Below are 16,597 nucleotides of genomic sequence, written 5' to 3' on the forward strand. Positions count from 1 at the left end.
ATGTTTAAAACGGTAAAATCGGCTGTTCTTGTTTGCGCACTGACCGGCATCAATGCGCCTGTATTGGCCCAGCAGCTTGACGATTTGGATGCACTAGCCTTAGCGGATAAAGCACAGCAAAAAGCCGAAAAGGCCAGTGACATCCATTGGTTTGCGGAAGCGGCGGCGGGTCTTTCCTCGCTACGAGGTACTGAAACAAGCTCGCTTGTACAAAGACTGTCTTTCGACTTACATATAGACAAAGTATTCGCACCAGGTTGGCGGGCCGTGTTCGCCGACCGGCTCGATCTGAATCGTCAAAGGCAGCCTGATCAGCCGAACCCGCAGATAGTGCGGCATAATGTCAACACGCTTAGAGAAGCGTATTTGAGCTGGCAGCTAAACGACCATCAACTGATCGATCTGGGTCGTATCAACGCAGCTACTGGCGTCGCCAGCGGCTATAATCCCACCGATTTTTTCCGTGCGGATTCGGTGCGCTCGCTGGTGTCGGTAGATCCCGGCAGTTTGAAAAAGAACCGGCTCGGCAGCGTGATGCTGCGTGCACAACATCTATGGAGTAACGGCTCTGTCATCGCACAATATTCGCCGAAACTGGAGATGAAGGCGACCAGCGCCTCTTCGGCTTCCGACTTTAGTCCCGATTTCGGTGCGACCAATCATCAGGGGCGTTACCTCATCGCGGTGAGCCAGCAGCTCGCAGACGGCATTACGCCACAATGGCTAATTTATGGGCAAGAGCGGCAAGCGCCACAGTTGGGGTGTAATCTGACTACGCTCATCAATGATGCGACCGTGGCTTACTTTGAATGGTCAGGCGGTCGTAGCAGTTCACTGGCATCACAGGCAACAAAGGCAACACAAACAGCACAAACGGCACAGGGATTAAATAGCGGCGAGCACAGGCAATTTCGCAATCACCTCGCGAGCGGCGTCACTTATACCACCACTAACAAACTCAGCTTGAGCTTGGAATACGAGTACAGCGGTACCGGCATGGATGCGGCTAGCTGGACACTTTTCAGACAGGGTTCTGGCACTGCTTCTGCTATTGCGCCTGGTGCCGCATATAGCCGTTATCGGGCATTTCAACAAAGCACTCAGGAATTGGCGACCAAAGAAGAGCTATTCTTTTACGCGAACTGGCAAGATGCGATAGTTAATAACCTTGATTTAAGCGGCATGCGAAAAATCGATCTAGCTGACCATAGCAAGCTGACCTGGTTAGAAGCGCGTTACCGCATGAATAAAGCCGATGTCGCCCTGCAATGGCAGCGCAACAGTGGCGATGCGACTAGCGTCTATGGGGCGTCTTTACAAAAAATGGCTTGGCAGGCATCGTTTCGTTATTACTTTTAGCTCGGTATTTTAGCGACTGCGCTCGCTGCTGGTCGACTTCGATTATGGCTTACTGTTTAGCGCCTTATAAAAAAGCGCAAAACCCGTCGACGTGCCTACCTGAGGCTATCCAACTAAGCAAATCCAATGCAAAGCTAAATCGTTGTTGGCTCGCGGTGGTTTTCCCCTGGCTCTGCCTCCCTGGCGTTACGAATACAGCTTGCCGTCCTTGATCTCGATACAGCGTGCGACATCATTTTTTTTGCGCAGACACCCAATTTATATCTGGCTACACGGCCTACGTCAGCAGTAACACGCTGATAGAAAGATCTGAGATAGAGCAAAGCGGGCCTCTAAAAATCCAAATTTCGCCGTGATGCATCGTTGCGAGAAGAATTTTGAATATTGAGAGCTAGCTGTCAGTCGCTTAATACCGTAGCGATGAGAGTCTTAATGAACTGTGCAAGCGGCTAGGGCGCCAATGACAAATATTGATAGACCAAGTTTTGAAAGTCGTTTTAATTGGGACGACCTTAATAAGCCAAATAGACCGATGAATATCAACACCATGGAAATCAACTCGGCTTGGGTAAAATTCCATCCCAAGAAATGATACGTGCTGTTGATGCGTATTTTTTCTATTAACAAACGCCCAAACCCACTGAGTATTAAATACGCGAAAAAAACAGTTCCCATCGAATAACTAGCAAGTTGTTTGGTCTTTATTAATCGCAAAAATAAGAAGATACCGAAAGCTGTTATTGACTCATAAATGGGTGTTGGATAAACCCCCGGGCTCGGTATCAAGATGCCTGCGATATTGTTGTCGTAGGTTTGCGCCCAAAACCAATGTGGCAACCAATCCGACTTGAGTGCGAGATCGGCAGCACGCCCCCAATCACCATCCCCCGATATCTGGCAGCCAATTCGACCTATGCCATAACCTAAAATCATCGCTGGCGCCAGGGCGTCCAGCATAGGAAGGATGGGGAGCCCACGGCGTTTTAGGTAGATCGCACCAGCGATGACGCCGAATATTAGACCACCATAAATAGATAACCCACCTCGAGAAAAAATCATGCCCATGGGGTCATGCAAAAACTCAGCTGGATATTCTAAGATGTGAAACACCCTCGCACCAAGTACTCCAAATAAGGCTGTAATCACCGTCAAATTGGAAACCATTTGATGTGCCGGAACCAGATTATTACCAGCTGTTCTAGCATTTTTCAGTAAGCCCAATGCTTCAAATCGACGCACCTCTTTTTGCCCAACACTACTAGCAATCACAATAGCTAAGCCAACAAAACTACCAAAAGTCGCGATAGGAATCGTCCATTGCGTGCCGAAAAGATGATTAATAACATCACTTAGATAGGGGAAAGACATGTGCGAACCTTTGTATCTGGGAAGGTTTAGAGAGAGGCTGCCATCATAGCGTTTTAAGGACTAGGTAAAGTAGCTCTCGGTGATTTAATTTGCAGATGAGGAGCTATATTGCATACCGACCAATGCCGCGATGTTGAAACTTGAAATCAACAGCAGGGATGACAATATAGGTTTCTTCAACATAAAAAGTCCAAAATGAAAATTAAATTTTGGTAGCTCTTGAGCTGTTAATGACCAATGAATTTGATCAGGAATCTGAAAAAACCAGATGAATACAAGCAGGTTCCCGCGACTTCAGTCACAGTACTGAGGCGTACTCGTATGACACGATCTAAGAACCCGATGGTGTTTTTTTCTTGTCCTTGGCGCATGGTTTCAAATAGACCGACCAGCCAACACATAGGACAACCACGCAGTAATACAATGGCGCCGACGAAGGCGAGCGCCGCGAATACAAAGCCTATGGCGCCGTAAGAACTGGAATACATAGCACCTATAATTAGGCCTAAAGCGGCTAGGCCGCGTAGCAAATGGATGCTAGTTGAAGTACTACAAAACATGATTAACTCCTTGTGTATTATGAGGTCCAGGCGCATCGTCTTTTAGCCAATAGCCGCTGGACATGAGTTGCTCACGCACCTGCGCTCGTGCGCGGTGCAGTCGACTTTTTACAGCCTCCAAACTCAGCCCTAATTGTGCGGCCACTTCCGGCGCAGTCAATTCATGGACGTCACGTAGAATTAAGACTTCACGATAGGGCGCTGTCAGTCGCTCTAAAGCGCGAGTTAAATCCAATCTCAGATCAATCGGCACACTTGGTTCGCAAGGTATGTCTTGTTCCAGTAACTCATCCAAAGCTTCGTTCGCCTTTTTGCCGCGAAACAGGCGGTAACATTCTCGTTCTACGATACGGAAAAGCCATGTCGTAAAAGTCGCAACCGTGCGCAATGCGCCGATCTTGCGATACAGCTGCCAGAGGGCGATTTGTACGGCATCTTCGGCGTCTTCAGTGGTGGAACAAGTGCGTCGCGCAAACCGCTTCAGATCAGGCTGACAGACAGTTAATAGATCAGAAATGGCGGCCTGATCGCCTTGGCAGGCGGCCTCAATCAGTTGTGGTTTTGTGCGTAGCATATTAGTTATCCTAAAAAACTTAGTTGGATGGGTTCGAGTGTGCGTTTTTCCGCGTTTCTGGCGAGGCGTGACGATGACACAACCTCAAAGTTGCTAGGAGGAACAACGAAGTCCAGAAGCACGGCAAAATGTGCAATCGAATTCGTAGCTATCTCCAAAAAAAAATGATGTACGGAGAATACATGATGAAAGTCAATATTCAAGCGCTGCCTAAGAAGAAATCAAGCGGTCAACTGAGGTTTTTAGGATCTACCAAATAACGACGTCCGACCATGGCGCAAGCCGGGCAAAAGCCAACAAAGGCGGTGAGTACCAAGGTAGCGGCGGTGCCATACGCCATCCACGTCATGATGCCTTGGGTATAACCACTAAGCGCGAGGTAAGTGACTACTATGCCGCTACCTATACGAAGAGCACGTTCCCAATGTGGGAGATTACGCTTTAAATGAAACATGATGAAGTCCTTTTTTTGATTTAGAAAATGCATTCAATTGAATGACACTTACCTAGAGGGGGCAAATTTTCAAAAGGATTCAAGAATTTTTAAAAATATTTAAAAAAGTTTAAAAAGAGCGAAACGGTGCGAAAAAGAGGTCTATTCTTGTCAAAATCGCTTGATAGTTTCCATCAGAAAACGATCGCAAGCATCGTAAGTCTCTGGATTTAGCGGTTCCACCAATAGCTGCATTTGTTTCAGCCGCGCTAATTCCCTATGGATAAAGTCAGAGATAGCGGGTATTTGATCCGCGACTTCAGCTTCACCGCCAGCCATTTTCTTCACTAATAAGGCATCGATCTCAGCACGTAGAAATCCTGTTGGCAAAAGCCGATCGAGCAAACGATGAAATTCTATCGGCGGCATGTCGCCAAATTGCTCTATCCATAGACATGCAAAGATAGGCCGCAAGACGTAGAGATACTTCTTCAAACGCACTTGATCCTTCTGCAAGAATTCACGTGTATTGGTATTCGCCATACTCACATAGTGTTGAAAACAGGCTTGTGGCTTGAAGAATGCTTTCGCCAGATCTTCGTATTGGGTCATGACGAGATCATTGCGACGATAGACCAGCGGTGATTGCAACCACTCCATCAAGGCTGGATTGCTCTTGTGTAGTAGCTGTAAACTTTTTCGTAATTCCCAACCGTTGATATCGAGCTCACCTAAAGGATGTTGTTCTATGCCCGTCTCGATCACATCCCGCCCCGCATGCACTTTGAGGTACCAAGGTTGGCTATGGACGTACACAAAACGTACATCCCAGTCGCTGTCCGGTGAGGCAAAGCCCCAAGCGCGACTGCCGGATTCTATGGCGAGCAAGATCTTGACCTCATGCTTATTCTCTATGCTGGTAAGGCGCTCTTGTATGACTGCGTTAACGGCTTCATCTTTCATCTTATTTTCCTTTTCGCACCTCCACCAAATAGCAGTGTGCGTTTAATTTTTCTATCTTGAAATCGACCTTCAAAAACTTCTGAATAATGTCGCAATTCGTTTTGAAATGCTCGCTAATAATGTTGGTCGTGAACTTTCCACCAACCAGCGCGAGTGGCAGCAAGAGCTGATCGGCAATGTGTTCACCGACAGCGGCGTCACTCGCTAAGTAATGCTTCATCTCGGTACAAGCCAGCTGCGCAACGAATTCACTCGATTTAGATTTGTCGCCATAACTGGTGGCAATTTCTGTATGTTCGGTACTTTGCACATTCAAAATCAAGGCATTACCAACACCATGTGAATTACGTAAACCTTGGTGTACCAAGTCTTCGGCATTCCAATTCAAATAGCGCCTGACTTCAGCTAATTGTTTGTCCGCCACACTTTGATCTAGATTCGAAATCAAGCTCAATCCGTGCTGACTAATGCGCTCGCCACGACTTTGCAAGTCTAGTGCAGTTCGCGTCTGCCATGGCTGAATGAGCGCTTTGAGCTTGCCACCGCCGCCTGGATAAAAGCCGTGCTTGAGTAATTCCAACTGCGACTGCACACCCATTTTTTGAATCGCTGGTAAAAAGCAAAATTCCAAAAACTCAAATGAAGGCGACATAGGTACATGCGTGCCACCTTCAATCGTTACCGAGCTTTCCGTATCGGCAAACAATAGGGGCCACAAAATCGTTTGCAATACCAAAGCGCAGCTACCCGCCGTGCCTATCGCAAAAGCATAGTCACCAGCTTTAACTGGATTTGGTTCAAAACTCAGCTGCGTGCTTCCGAGTGCATCGCCTTCCACCACAGCATCCGAAATAGCCTGCGCCGCACGAACACAGGTTAAATGCTGGCGCATCAAACCAGGTTTGCTACGCTTAGCTCGGATATTTTTTAGTTGTACTGCTTGTTGGGTGATGATGGACAAAGCCAGCGCAGTACGTAGTATTTGACCACCACCTTCACCTTGTGATGCGTCTATTTGTATCATGTTCATTTTCTGTGGGACGCTTAAGTCCTGTTAAATTCACCCTTCTCCCTTCTCTCGCAAGCGGGAGAAGGGGCGGGGATGGGGGAGTGTCAGATTAGTTTGACGATTTTTAAAAATCCAAGCAACGCCATTCTTTCACCACTTCGCCGTATGAAACGGCAGTGCAGTTTCTGAACTACCCTCATCCTAGCCCTCTCCCGCATGCGGGAGAGGGAGGTAGTGCGTCTTCGGGGAAATGTCAGCTTAAATTTCGGTTTGATCGGGCAAGTATGTTCGTCACTTACTCACTCATTTGGTCACTCAACCCTTCACACAAACCACTTGCTTCAAGACATACATTACTTCTACCAAGTCTTTCTGCGCTCGCATGACAGCATCGATGTCCTTGTAAGCCATAGGAATTTCGTCGATGACATCGGCATCTTTACGGCATTCCACACCTTCGGTTGCGCGTTGTTGATCTTCGATGGTGAACAGTTTCTTTGCTTTAGTACGACTCATCACGCGACCGGCACCGTGACTGCATGATTGGAAACTTTCTTCATTCCCTAATCCGCGCACGATGTAGCTACGCGCTCCCATCGATCCTGGAATAATTCCCAGCTCACCTTTTTTCGCGGATACCGCACCTTTACGAGTGACATAGACTTCTTCCCCAAAGTGCGTTTCTTTTTGCACGTAGTTGTGGTGACAGTTCACTGCTTCCAAATGCGTCTCGAAAGGCTTGGTGATGATCTTACGCATGGCGTCAATCACATGTTGCATCATGATTTCACGATTGGTTTTGGCAAATTTTTGCCCCCATCCTACCGCTTTCACATAATCCCCAAAGTACTTGCTACCTTCCTCGAAATAAGCCAAATCTTGGTCAGGAATATTGCACAAATGTTGTTGCATATCCTTCTTGGCTAATTCGATAAACATGGTGCCGATCGCATTGCCCACACCACGTGAACCAGAGTGCAACATGATCCACACAGCGTCTTTTTCATCGAGACAAACTTCGATGAAGTGATTACCCGTTCCTAAAGTTCCCAAATGTTTGTATTGATTGGTGTTCTTCAATTTTGGGTAATCGGCAGTAATTTCTCTAAATGTGCCTTCCAAAGATTTCCAAGCTTCATCAACTAAGGTTGGCGGTTTATCACACCAAGAACCTTTATCACGTCCCCCGCGATTTGGTGTTCTTCCATGTGGTACAGCTTTTTCAATCGCGGCACGTAGTGGCCCAAGATTATCTGGCAAATCTCTCGCATTCAACGTCGTTTTGCATGCGATCATTCCGCAACCGATATCCACGCCAACGGCGGCTGGAATAATTGCTTTATGCGTAGGAATCACGCTACCAATAGTGGAGCCTTTACCCAAATGCACGTCCGGCATGACCGCCAAATGTTTGAAGATAAACGGCATTTTCGCGGTATTGATCAATTGCTGTTTGGCATCGTCTTCAACCGGCACGCCTTCGGTCCACATTTTGATCGGGGCGGCGTTGGCGATTTCTAATAATTCGTAATTTTGTTTGTTCATGATTTTTGTTTTGTTTGTTTTTAAATCTCCTCTCCCGCACGCGGGAGAGGGCTAGGGTGAGGGTGTTTCAGTCACACCGAAGTTTTTCGTTATCAAGCGCCCTCATCCCAACCCTTCTCCCGCTTGCGGGAGAAGGGCTTGTCTTTTCACACATTAATCTTCACCAAGCCATTTAACACCTGATCCAAGCCACCGAACACCGAGATTTTATCGATACGTTCTGCCACTTTTTCCAAAGTCTCCAACTCTTTCAAACGCAAGGCAGTTGGGTTGTTTTCCATCACTCTTGCGGTGTTCAACATTGACCGAGTCGCGTTGGTTTCTTCGCGTCTGCGGATGACATTGGCTTGAGCCGCTTTTTCAGCTTCCACTACTTGCGCCAATAGAAGCTTCATATCACCCGGCAACACAATGTCTTTCACACCCACGCTCAACACCTTCACGCCGAAACCTTGCAACTTCTCTTGTAAATGTTGATCTACCACGGCATCGATGATTTGTTTGTTCTCCAAAAGTTCATCAAGGCTACGGGTTCCCACCGCGGCACGCAAGGCGAATTGTAATTCGCGATAGATGTGCTCGGCTGGTTTTGCCAATCGGCTATACGCTAATTCGGCATCTTCAAATTGCCAATTGGCGTTCAAATTAATCCGCAAGCTGACCTTGTCTTTCGTCAAAATCTCTTGTCCTGCGACCTCTAATGATTGCAAACGAGTGTCAACCAATTCAACTTGAATATCGCGGTTAAAGCGCCAGTAGGCGGTTTTTCCTGCACCCAAAACCTGTACCAATTTACCGTCCACTTTCAATAAACCTATGTGCGATTCTGGTACTTGCACTGGCAAGATATTCTGCAAGCCGGTGATGGTTTTTCCGCGTAAGCTTGGTTGCGCCAAATAGCTCATCAATTTATTCGAGACGGTGTATTGCTCCGCGATATTGATGACTTCAAAAGTTTGTTCAGCACCGAATTTCCAAAATAATTTACGAGTACCAGGCGCCATGATTTCGATTAAGCTCTGATTCTCATAACGCAGTACAACGGTTTCATCTGCCACGTCAACCACGTGAAAGTTCTCTGCAACGATTTCTGGTTCGTGGCGGCGTAAGGATTCTGCAATACCGTGTTCAAAGCGCACATTGTCCATGTCGAACACTTGCGCAGTAAATTCTGTAAAAAATTGGAAGTAACGGTATTCGCCAGGTCCAATGATGGCTTCGAATGCTTTGTCTTTGAATATGATCGCACGTTCATTCTTTTGTACTTTGATTTTCATTTTTATTGTCCTTGTTTTTACTTTGTTAAAAGCAGGATGTTTTGCTCGTCGCGGAAGTTGCTGTTGTCTTCAGTTTTGGTGAGAAGCGTCGTGATCATACTGATAAATGCTGTCTACTTATCACTGATGATGACGATGACTACTAACCGCCTACCTAGAGTTCAACCACTTCGGCGAAGAGCAAAGAAGATTTCGGTTTGCATGCAAATCTCGTCTTCCCACCCTGTACTACTTTCCTTACTTACGAAACACTTTTTGAGAGTGTGTTGGAGCGGGATTCGAACCCGCTACAGATCGATTATTAGTCGATTGCTCTACCAGAATGAGCTATCCATTTTGGTGGCGATGTCAGGAATCGAACCTGAGGACATTCCCCAGAATCATCGCCAATACCTTAATTTCCCTCGTTGCGGCATACCTGGTTTCTATCAATGTTGGAGAAGCTCCTGATTGAGATCCATGTACCGGAAGGGCTTTTTGAACCCTTACCTGTTGCAAACGAATTCGCTTAAGACATCTTCTCTATTGCGATAAGCGTGCCAGTTCTTAAAAGTTGCATTGGGATTATTCTAAGTTGTTGATTTTTAATGGTTAAACTCCACTTGAAAAATTTTTGCCTTAAACGCGACTTTGCGAGATACTTTGGTTTAAGAGAAATTTATAGATGGTTTTATACAAATGGATAAAGTTGTTTTTGGCTTCCTAGGTACTACACTGGATGCGGGATTTAATGCGAGTAGGTGGGAACGCTGGCGCCCAACGGTTTCTTTGTGCCAACAAGAAGACGTGTTAGTTCACAAGCTGGTGTTATTTCACGGTGGCGGTAAAGGCGATTTGTTGAAGTTGGTCACGGCAGATATCAAACGTGTTTCGCCCGATACCATAGTTGAGTCAGCGCTAATGCAAATAGAAGATCCGTGGGATTTTGTCGAGGTGTATTCCGCATTACATGATTTCGTTCGGCGCTACGCATTCGACACCAGCGAATATGAATATCTGGTGCACATCACTACGGGTACGCACGTGGCGCAGATTTGTTTGTTTCTTCTCACTGAAGCACGTTATTTTCCTGCGAAGTTATTGCAAACCTCGCCGCCACGTCGCGGAGGATTTCCTGAAACTGGGGAAGTGGCGGTGGTTGACCTCGATCTCTCGCAATACAATCAACTTGCTACACGCTTTGAAGAAGAGCGACAAGAAGATTTGTCGTTCTTGAAGTTTGGCATTGCGACAAAAAATGCGAGTTTTAATCGCACCATAGAAGAAATCGAGCAAGTCGCCTTGCGTTCGCAAACACCGATTTTGCTAACGGGACCAACGGGCGCGGGAAAATCCTTTTTGGCGCGTCGCATCTACGAATTAAAAAAAGCTAAGCATCAATTGCAAGGTGATTTTATTGATGTCAATTGTGCGACCTTGCGCGGTGACGGTGCAATGTCCTCTTTGTTTGGGCACGTCAAAGGTTCATTTACCGGAGCATTGCAGGCAAGGGCGGGCTATTTGAAAGCGGCCGATGACGGCTTATTGTTCTTGGATGAAATCGGCGAGCTAGGTCTTGATGAGCAAGCGATGTTGCTCAAGGCGATTGAGGAAAAACGTTTCTTCCCTATGGGGGGCGATAGAGAAGTCGAAAGTCATTTTCAATTGATCGCAGGTACGCATCGAGATTTGGCGCAAGATGTCCGCAACGGCCGCTTTCGCGAAGACTTATTCGCTCGCATTAATACTTGGTTATATACGCTGCCGGGTTTGAAAGACAGACGTGAGGATATAGAACCGAACTTGGATTTCGAACTAGATCGTATTGCCAATCAACTTGGTAAGAAAATTCGATTCAATTCCGACGCCAAGAAAATTTACTTGCAATATGCGATGGCGGGAACCACGCTATGGGCAGGTAATTTCCGTCAGCTGTCGGCGAGTCTACTGCGTATGGCTACCTTGGCTGATGGCGGTCGCATTGATGTGCAAGCCGTCGAATTAGAGCTGCAGCGTTTGCAGCAGCGGAATCAACATCATGCCAGCGATAGTAGTCTTGCTGTCGCTGAGCTACAGCATCCGCACTGGCTGGCCTTGAAGGAAAATATTGATTCCTTTGATCAAGTACAGCTCGCCTATGTCATTCAAGTCTGCCTGTCCTCGCATAGTTTATCCGATGCGGGTCGCTCCTTGTTTGAACGTAGTCGCAAGGAAAAGAAGATGTCGAATGATGCTGATCGCTTACGTAAGTATCTTGCGAAATTTGAATTGAATTTTGCGCAGATTAAAGAATGGTAACGCTCAAGTTGATGAGCATTTTGAGGTAAACTGCTTACCTCCTATATTGATCCGAATCGTCATGTCCAAAACTTGGAAGCTAGAAGATGTGTCAGATCGAGCCATTGAGGCACGGTATACTTTTTATCTGCCCTCAGCGGAGTTGATTGCGCAGTTTCAAGTAGGTGACCTGGTTAAACTGATTTTCCAGTGCGAAATTGAGAATGATCAGGGATGTTCAGCTGAGCGCATGTGGGTAGAAATCATTTCTCGTGACAGTGATCAATTTGTTGGGCGACTCGACAATGTGCCTGGTTATATCCCTGACTTGCAAATCAATGATGAGATAACATTTTCATCTTGCCACATCATTCAATCACAAAGAGACGATCCGATCCCGAGTCTGGCTGATCAGTATACTGAACGCTGCTTTGTTACTAGCGCTGTATTAAAGGATCAGCGACCGGTTCATGCTTTGTATCGCGAGGAAGTTGATGCTGAAGGCATACAGCGTCGTTTCAGTGGATGGACTCTGATGGCCGGTGATGAGACGGATGACTATTGTGATGACACAGACAATTGGCATTTCGTTTCATTGGGAGCGGTCTTAAACATCGATGATGGCTTTCGCGCATTGCTTGACTTGCCATTTACGTGCGAAATGGAGTACTTGTGGAATGTGCAGACTAAGCATTTTGACGAGTATCTTGCAGACGATTGAACTCACTTTAAAAACGTATACCTATGCATCCTGATAAAGTGTGTCGCGAGCGCCTGCAAGTTCTGACTGATTTGCCAAATATTGGTAAGGCGGGCGCGGCCGACTTGGTATTGCTCGGGATTTTGCACCCTCAGCAATTGATTGGGCGTGATCCTGTTCAGATGTATCAGGAGTTGTGTGAGCTTACCCAACAAAGGCACGATCCATGTGTCATCGATGTATTTATGTCGATCACGCGATTTATGGCAGGTGAGCCAGCGCAGGCTTGGTGGAGCTTTACTGAAGAGCGCAAGAGCTTATTGGCCGCTTCCTCGTAGCTAAGAATAAATTGGCCTGCAGTAAGCGGATCTTTTTGCAAAATAAAAACCCACTTTGGTTCTATCAGGCGGTACCTTTGGGTTTGCCCAATGAGCCAAAGAAAATAAATCCAGCCTTATTCCAAACTTCACCCAGACTTTGCGGTCTTATTTGCATATGTTTGGGCTTTTTCGTACTTTAAACACAATATAGGCCCTGCATTTATTCGAATTGCTGACTCCAAGTTCATTTATTTTAGCTGAATTTGTGCAGTGCAAAAGAATAAAATATCATAATTTTTTAAATTTGCTGAATTAAATTGGTTAATTATTTGATTTTGTTAAATTTAATTATTTCGTTACATTTTTCATAGCGCTTGAAGGTAACTCAATTTCCCGATCTGGTTTACAATCTGGTCTTTATTATAGAAATTAATCGTCGTGCCCAATTTAGTTGAAATTCGTGATTTGCAGTTTGGCTATGGCAACCGGAAAATTTTGTCCGGTTTGAACATGGATTTTCCGCGCGGTAAAGTGATCGCCGTGATGGGCGGGTCAGGTTCAGGTAAGACTACTATTTTGCGCTTGATTGGAGGTCAAATTGTGCCTCAGTCGGGGCAAGTCAGCGTCAATGGAGAGGTGGTTCATCACCTCAAAACGCCCAGTCTGTATGCCTTGCGTCGCAAGATGGGCATGCTATTTCAGCACGGTGCACTATTTACCGATCTAAGCGTGTTCGATAATGTCGCTTTTCCTTTGCGTGAACATGCAGAGCTGCCCGAAACGATGGTACAAGATTTGGTGATGATGAAGCTGAACGCGGTCGGTTTGCGCAATGCAGCTCAGTTAAAACCGTCGGAAATCTCAGGTGGTATGGCACGTCGTGTTGCCTTAGCTCGTGCGGTAGCGTTGGACCCTCAGCTAATCATGTATGACGAGCCTTTCGCAGGTCTGGATCCGATTTCTATGGGCGTTACTGCGACTTTGATTCGTAATTTGAATAGTGCTTTAGGCTCAACTAGTATTTTGGTTTCGCATGACGTGCACGAAACTTTCACAATTGCGGACTATGTTTATTTCCTATCACAAGGCAAGATCGTCGCTCAAGGTACACCGAAGGAGATGATGGAATCGAGCGACCCTTACGTAAAGCAATTTGTACATGCAGAGAGTGATGGTCCTGTGCCTTTTCACTACCCGGGTAAATCGATGGCGGAACAAATTGGATTAAAGCCAGCTTCTGGAGATCCATCATGATCGTCAATTTGGTCAGTCGCCTCGGTCAGCTTACGCGTGAGACTGTTGAGAGTGTTGGGCACGCGAGCAGGAGTTTTTTCAGTATTGTTGTGAACGCGCCGGGTTTATGGCGTCGTCCGCAATTAATCGCAGATCAAGTGCATTTTATTGGTAACTATTCTCTGGTGATTATTGCGATTTCAGGTTTATTCGTTGGTTTTGTGCTTGGCTACCAAGGTTATTACACCTTGAATCGCTACGGTTCCGAGGAGGCACTCGGACTCTTAGTGGCTTTGTCTCTGGTGCGTGAATTAGGCCCTGTTGTAACCGCTTTGCTATTTGCTGGGCGTGCAGGTACCTCCTTGACTGCTGAGATCGGTTTGATGAAAGCAGGCGAGCAATTGGCTGCAATGGAAATGATGGCGGTTAATCCATTGCAACGAGTGATCGCACCGAGATTTATTGCTGGCGTGATCGCCTTGCCAATATTGACATTGATTTTTAATGCGATGGGTATTATCGGTGGCTACTTAGTTGGCGTTACTTTGATCGGTGTCGATAGTGGTTCATTCTGGTCGCAGATGCAGGCGGGTGTTGATATCTGGAACGATCTCGGTAATGGCGTAATTAAGAGTGTCGTTTTTGGTTTTGCCGCGACTTTCGTGGCGCTTTATCAAGGTTATGAGGCGACACCAACGCCCGAAGGTGTGGCTCGTGCTACGACTAGGACTGTGGTGATTTCATCTTTATTGGTGTTGTGGTTGGACTTCTTGCTAACCGCTTGGATGTTTCAATAGGGTTTGTTTTTTTAGTTCGAATTTTTATAATCGCGTTTGTTGCCCGGAGCGCAAATGGATTTTAGTAAGAGGTAAATGATGGAAAAGAAATCGATCGATTTTTGGGTGGGCATATTTGTGCTATTGGGTGCAGCATCTTTGTTATTTTTGGCACTGAAAGCAGGCAATATGAGCAGTCTGTCCTTTGAACAGACATATGATGTCACCACCAAGTTTGACAATATTGGTGGCTTAAAGCCAAACGCTGCAGTGAAGAGTGCTGGGGTAGTGGTTGGTCGTGTTAGTGCAATTAATTTTGACGATAAGAGTTTTCAAGCGACGGTAGTATTGAAAATGGAAAAACGTTACAGCTTTCCTAAGGATTCTTCTGCAAAAATTTTAACTGCGGGCCTGTTGGGCGAGCAATACATAGGCTTGGAAGCGGGTGGTGACGTGAAAAACTTAGTCGCGGGTGACAAAATCACGATGACACAGTCAGCTGTGGTTTTGGAGAACCTCATCAGTCAATTCTTGTTCAGTAAAGCCGCCGACGGCAAAGAAGAACAAAAATGAGCCTACGTTTTTTAAATATCTCTATCCTGCGTTCTTTCGGTGTGCGTTTACTGATTTTGTGTGCACTTGGTTTGACGATGACGGCATGCAGCACTGTCAGCAAAGTAAAAACCAAAGCGGTAGCGACACTGGAAAAAGTCAGCGAAACGACGAACATCGGCAATAATCCCGATGATCCTTTAGAGGGCTTGAATCGTTCTGTATTTAACTTCAACGAGAGTTTGGATGCTAATTTATTAAAGCCAACAGCTCAGGTATACCAAAGTGTGACGCCAAGCATTGTGCAAACGGCAGTGGGTAACTTCTTTAGTAATGCTGGTGATGTCTGGACCGCCGTGAATAATGTCTTACAAGGTAATCTGGTTGATGGTGTAAATGATTTTATGCGCTTTGCGATTAATACGACCATGGGTATAGGTGGGCTGATTGATGTAGCTAGCGCCGGAGGCATGCCCAAGCATAGAGCTGATTTCGGTCAAACTTTGGGCGTATGGGGAGTGCCCTCTGGGCCTTTTGTCGTGTTGCCAGTCTTGGGGGCCTCAACTTTACGCGATGCACTAGCGACCCCTATCGACTTTAAGGGCGATATCTTATTTTCACAGACCTCGGGTACGGCAAAAATTGCGACCTCAGCATTGAAAGTAATCGATAAACGGGCCAGTGCTTTAGATGCGGTAAGTTTGATCGAAGAAGCTGCGTTGGATAAATATGTGTTTATTCGGGGTGCTTATCTTCAAAGGCGCGAAAGTCAGATTAACGCCGGCAAGCAACAAGAACAGGAATAGTTAGTGCGACGCTAAATTTAGAGTAATGCAAAATAAAAAGTAAAGAAGTCGCGGTGATAGAGTTTGATTCCTAATAATTGGACACAATCACCAAGATGAGTACCGGGAGGAATTTTGCGCCGCGTCAACCCAATGTGTCTATGCAAGGTTTACGTACTTAAAGCAGTAAATAGAAATAATCCCCTAAGTCAGGAAAATATTATGAAAAAAATCAGTCAATTTTTAGTTAGTTTTTGTTTAGGTTTTAGTCTACTCGCTAACGCGCAAGTGCAAGAAGCGCCGGATCAATTGGTAAAGCGCCTAAGTACAGAAATTATTGAAGCGGCAAAAAACGATAAAGATATTCAAGCAGGTAATCGTCAACGCATTAATGATTTAGTTGAGAATAAGGTGCTGCCTTATATCAATTTCGAGCGCATGACGTCTTTAGCCGTGAGTAAGAGTTGGCGCACGGCGACACCTGAACAACAAAAACAATTGATTACGGAATTCCGCACTTTGTTGATTCACACCTATTCAGGCGCGATCACACAAATTCGTGATCAAAAAGTTGAGTTCAAACCATTCCGTTCCTCTCCTGAAGATACTGAGGTGGAAGTAAAGAGTTTGGTTATACAGACACGTGGCGAGCCTTTGCAGTTGAATTATCGTTTAGAAAAAACCGCATCAGGTTGGAAAATTTTTGATATTAACGTTCTTGGTGCTTGGTTAGTGGAAACTTACAAAGGTAGTTTTTCCGCTGAAGTTAGCAAAACCGGCGTGGATGGTTTGATCAAAACTTTAGTAGAAAAAAATAAGAAGCTGGCAGCAGCGACAGCAAAGAAGTAATACATCGAGTAATACACCCAGTAATTTTTTTGGAGTTC

The 16,597-nt window shown here is 45.9% G+C and carries 17 protein-coding genes and 1 tRNA gene; 9 read left to right on the forward strand and 9 right to left on the reverse strand.

All coding sequences use genetic code 11. From position 1 onward, the window contains the following. Positions 1–1,359 (forward strand): hypothetical protein, encoded by a 1,359-nt coding sequence (locus tag ACO0KZ_RS14790; protein WP_422996509.1) that lies wholly within the window; start codon positions 1–3, stop codon positions 1,357–1,359. 429 nt (positions 1,360–1,788) lie between these two features. Here the strand turns inward: ACO0KZ_RS14790 and ACO0KZ_RS14795 are convergent, their stop codons facing one another. The 9 genes from ACO0KZ_RS14795 to ACO0KZ_RS14835 all read right to left on the reverse strand — a co-directional run bounded on the left by ACO0KZ_RS14795 (position 1,789) and on the right by ACO0KZ_RS14835 (position 9,425). After that, a complete protein-coding gene (locus tag ACO0KZ_RS14795; RefSeq protein WP_422996511.1) occupies positions 1,789–2,727 on the reverse strand; it encodes a prolipoprotein diacylglyceryl transferase in 939 nt (312 codons plus the stop codon). Between the two features lie 227 nt (positions 2,728–2,954). Beyond that, a complete protein-coding gene (locus tag ACO0KZ_RS14800; protein WP_422996513.1) occupies positions 2,955–3,287 on the reverse strand; it encodes a hypothetical protein in 333 nt (110 codons plus the stop codon). After that, entirely contained in the window at positions 3,277–3,861 is a 585-nt protein-coding gene (locus ACO0KZ_RS14805; RefSeq protein ID WP_422996515.1) for an RNA polymerase sigma factor, read from the reverse strand. The genes ACO0KZ_RS14800 and ACO0KZ_RS14805 overlap by 11 nt, the downstream gene beginning before the upstream one ends. A gap of 229 nt (positions 3,862–4,090) precedes the next feature. Continuing rightward, positions 4,091–4,315 carry a YgaP family membrane protein gene (locus ACO0KZ_RS14810; RefSeq protein ID WP_422996517.1) on the reverse strand — a complete coding sequence of 75 codons (225 nt, stop codon included), beginning with the start codon at positions 4,313–4,315 and terminating at the stop codon, positions 4,091–4,093. A gap of 150 nt (positions 4,316–4,465) precedes the next feature. Then, on the reverse strand, positions 4,466–5,257 hold the full coding sequence (locus ACO0KZ_RS14815) for a nucleotidyltransferase domain-containing protein (protein WP_422996519.1): 792 nt from the start codon (positions 5,255–5,257) through the stop codon (positions 4,466–4,468). A gap of 1 nt (position 5,258) precedes the next feature. After that, entirely contained in the window at positions 5,259–6,281 is a 1,023-nt protein-coding gene (gene rtcA, locus ACO0KZ_RS14820) for an RNA 3'-terminal phosphate cyclase (protein WP_422996521.1), read from the reverse strand. 300 nt (positions 6,282–6,581) lie between these two features. Beyond that, a complete protein-coding gene (locus tag ACO0KZ_RS14825; protein ID WP_422996523.1) occupies positions 6,582–7,811 on the reverse strand; it encodes an RtcB family protein in 1,230 nt (409 codons plus the stop codon). Positions 7,812–7,957: 146 nt separating this feature from the next. Beyond that, positions 7,958–9,088, reverse strand: coding sequence for a slipin family protein (locus ACO0KZ_RS14830; protein ID WP_422996525.1), 1,131 nt, complete (start codon positions 9,086–9,088; stop codon positions 7,958–7,960). Between the two features lie 267 nt (positions 9,089–9,355). Further along, positions 9,356–9,425 (reverse strand) — tRNA-Ile (locus ACO0KZ_RS14835). A gap of 341 nt (positions 9,426–9,766) precedes the next feature. Between ACO0KZ_RS14835 and rtcR the strand changes: the two genes are divergently transcribed. From rtcR to ACO0KZ_RS14875, 8 genes are all read left to right on the forward strand, one after another. Then, a complete protein-coding gene (rtcR, locus tag ACO0KZ_RS14840) occupies positions 9,767–11,365 on the forward strand; it encodes an RNA repair transcriptional activator RtcR (protein WP_422996527.1) in 1,599 nt (532 codons plus the stop codon). A 61-nt stretch (positions 11,366–11,426) separates the two neighbouring features. Continuing rightward, on the forward strand, positions 11,427–12,065 hold the full coding sequence (locus ACO0KZ_RS14845; protein WP_422996529.1) for an immunity protein Imm33 domain-containing protein: 639 nt from the start codon (positions 11,427–11,429) through the stop codon (positions 12,063–12,065). A 23-nt stretch (positions 12,066–12,088) separates the two neighbouring features. Continuing rightward, positions 12,089–12,382 carry a helix-hairpin-helix domain-containing protein gene (locus ACO0KZ_RS14850; RefSeq protein WP_422996531.1) on the forward strand — a complete coding sequence of 98 codons (294 nt, stop codon included), beginning with the start codon at positions 12,089–12,091 and terminating at the stop codon, positions 12,380–12,382. A gap of 420 nt (positions 12,383–12,802) precedes the next feature. Next, the gene (locus ACO0KZ_RS14855; RefSeq protein WP_422996533.1) at positions 12,803–13,618 is read left to right on the forward strand and encodes an ABC transporter ATP-binding protein; all 816 of its coding nucleotides are present in this window, start codon (positions 12,803–12,805) and stop codon (positions 13,616–13,618) included. Next, entirely contained in the window at positions 13,615–14,394 is a 780-nt protein-coding gene (gene mlaE, locus ACO0KZ_RS14860) for a lipid asymmetry maintenance ABC transporter permease subunit MlaE (protein ID WP_422996535.1), read from the forward strand. The genes ACO0KZ_RS14855 and mlaE overlap by 4 nt, the downstream gene beginning before the upstream one ends. A gap of 78 nt (positions 14,395–14,472) precedes the next feature. Next, positions 14,473–14,946 (forward strand): outer membrane lipid asymmetry maintenance protein MlaD, encoded by a 474-nt coding sequence (gene mlaD, locus ACO0KZ_RS14865; protein WP_422996658.1) that lies wholly within the window; start codon positions 14,473–14,475, stop codon positions 14,944–14,946. Beyond that, positions 14,943–15,731 carry an MlaA family lipoprotein gene (locus ACO0KZ_RS14870; RefSeq protein ID WP_422996537.1) on the forward strand — a complete coding sequence of 263 codons (789 nt, stop codon included), beginning with the start codon at positions 14,943–14,945 and terminating at the stop codon, positions 15,729–15,731. The genes mlaD and ACO0KZ_RS14870 overlap by 4 nt, the downstream gene beginning before the upstream one ends. 201 nt (positions 15,732–15,932) lie before the next feature. Further along, positions 15,933–16,559 (forward strand): MlaC/ttg2D family ABC transporter substrate-binding protein, encoded by a 627-nt coding sequence (locus ACO0KZ_RS14875; protein ID WP_422996539.1) that lies wholly within the window; start codon positions 15,933–15,935, stop codon positions 16,557–16,559. Positions 16,560–16,597: the final 38 nt, after the last annotated feature.

Source organism: Undibacterium sp. Di24W, assembly GCF_049340325.1.
Taxonomy (GTDB): Bacteria; Pseudomonadota; Gammaproteobacteria; order Burkholderiales; family Burkholderiaceae_D; genus Undibacterium.

Bases quoted from the DNA above. Each gene is read 5' to 3' on its own strand.
- ACO0KZ_RS14815 (WP_422996519.1), bottom strand. From the start codon at position 5,257: ATGAAAGATGAAGCCGTTAACGCAGTCATACAAGAGCGCCTTACCAGC.
- mlaD (WP_422996658.1), top strand. From the start codon at position 14,473: ATGGAAAAGAAATCGATCGATTTTTGGGTGGGCATATTTGTGCTATTG.
- ACO0KZ_RS14795 (WP_422996511.1), bottom strand. From the start codon at position 2,727: ATGTCTTTCCCCTATCTAAGTGATGTTATTAATCATCTTTTCGGCACG.
- ACO0KZ_RS14850 (WP_422996531.1), top strand. From the start codon at position 12,089: ATGCATCCTGATAAAGTGTGTCGCGAGCGCCTGCAAGTTCTGACTGAT.
- rtcR (WP_422996527.1), top strand. From the start codon at position 9,767: ATGGATAAAGTTGTTTTTGGCTTCCTAGGTACTACACTGGATGCGGGA.
- ACO0KZ_RS14825 (WP_422996523.1), bottom strand. From the start codon at position 7,811: ATGAACAAACAAAATTACGAATTATTAGAAATCGCCAACGCCGCCCCG.
- ACO0KZ_RS14805 (WP_422996515.1), bottom strand. From the start codon at position 3,861: ATGCTACGCACAAAACCACAACTGATTGAGGCCGCCTGCCAAGGCGAT.
- ACO0KZ_RS14790 (WP_422996509.1), top strand. From the start codon at position 1: ATGTTTAAAACGGTAAAATCGGCTGTTCTTGTTTGCGCACTGACCGGC.
- rtcA (WP_422996521.1), bottom strand. From the start codon at position 6,281: ATGATACAAATAGACGCATCACAAGGTGAAGGTGGTGGTCAAATACTA.
- ACO0KZ_RS14870 (WP_422996537.1), top strand. From the start codon at position 14,943: ATGAGCCTACGTTTTTTAAATATCTCTATCCTGCGTTCTTTCGGTGTG.
- mlaE (WP_422996535.1), top strand. From the start codon at position 13,615: ATGATCGTCAATTTGGTCAGTCGCCTCGGTCAGCTTACGCGTGAGACT.
- ACO0KZ_RS14810 (WP_422996517.1), bottom strand. From the start codon at position 4,315: ATGTTTCATTTAAAGCGTAATCTCCCACATTGGGAACGTGCTCTTCGT.
- ACO0KZ_RS14830 (WP_422996525.1), bottom strand. From the start codon at position 9,088: ATGAAAATCAAAGTACAAAAGAATGAACGTGCGATCATATTCAAAGAC.
- ACO0KZ_RS14800 (WP_422996513.1), bottom strand. From the start codon at position 3,287: ATGTTTTGTAGTACTTCAACTAGCATCCATTTGCTACGCGGCCTAGCC.
- ACO0KZ_RS14845 (WP_422996529.1), top strand. From the start codon at position 11,427: ATGTCCAAAACTTGGAAGCTAGAAGATGTGTCAGATCGAGCCATTGAG.
- ACO0KZ_RS14875 (WP_422996539.1), top strand. From the start codon at position 15,933: ATGAAAAAAATCAGTCAATTTTTAGTTAGTTTTTGTTTAGGTTTTAGT.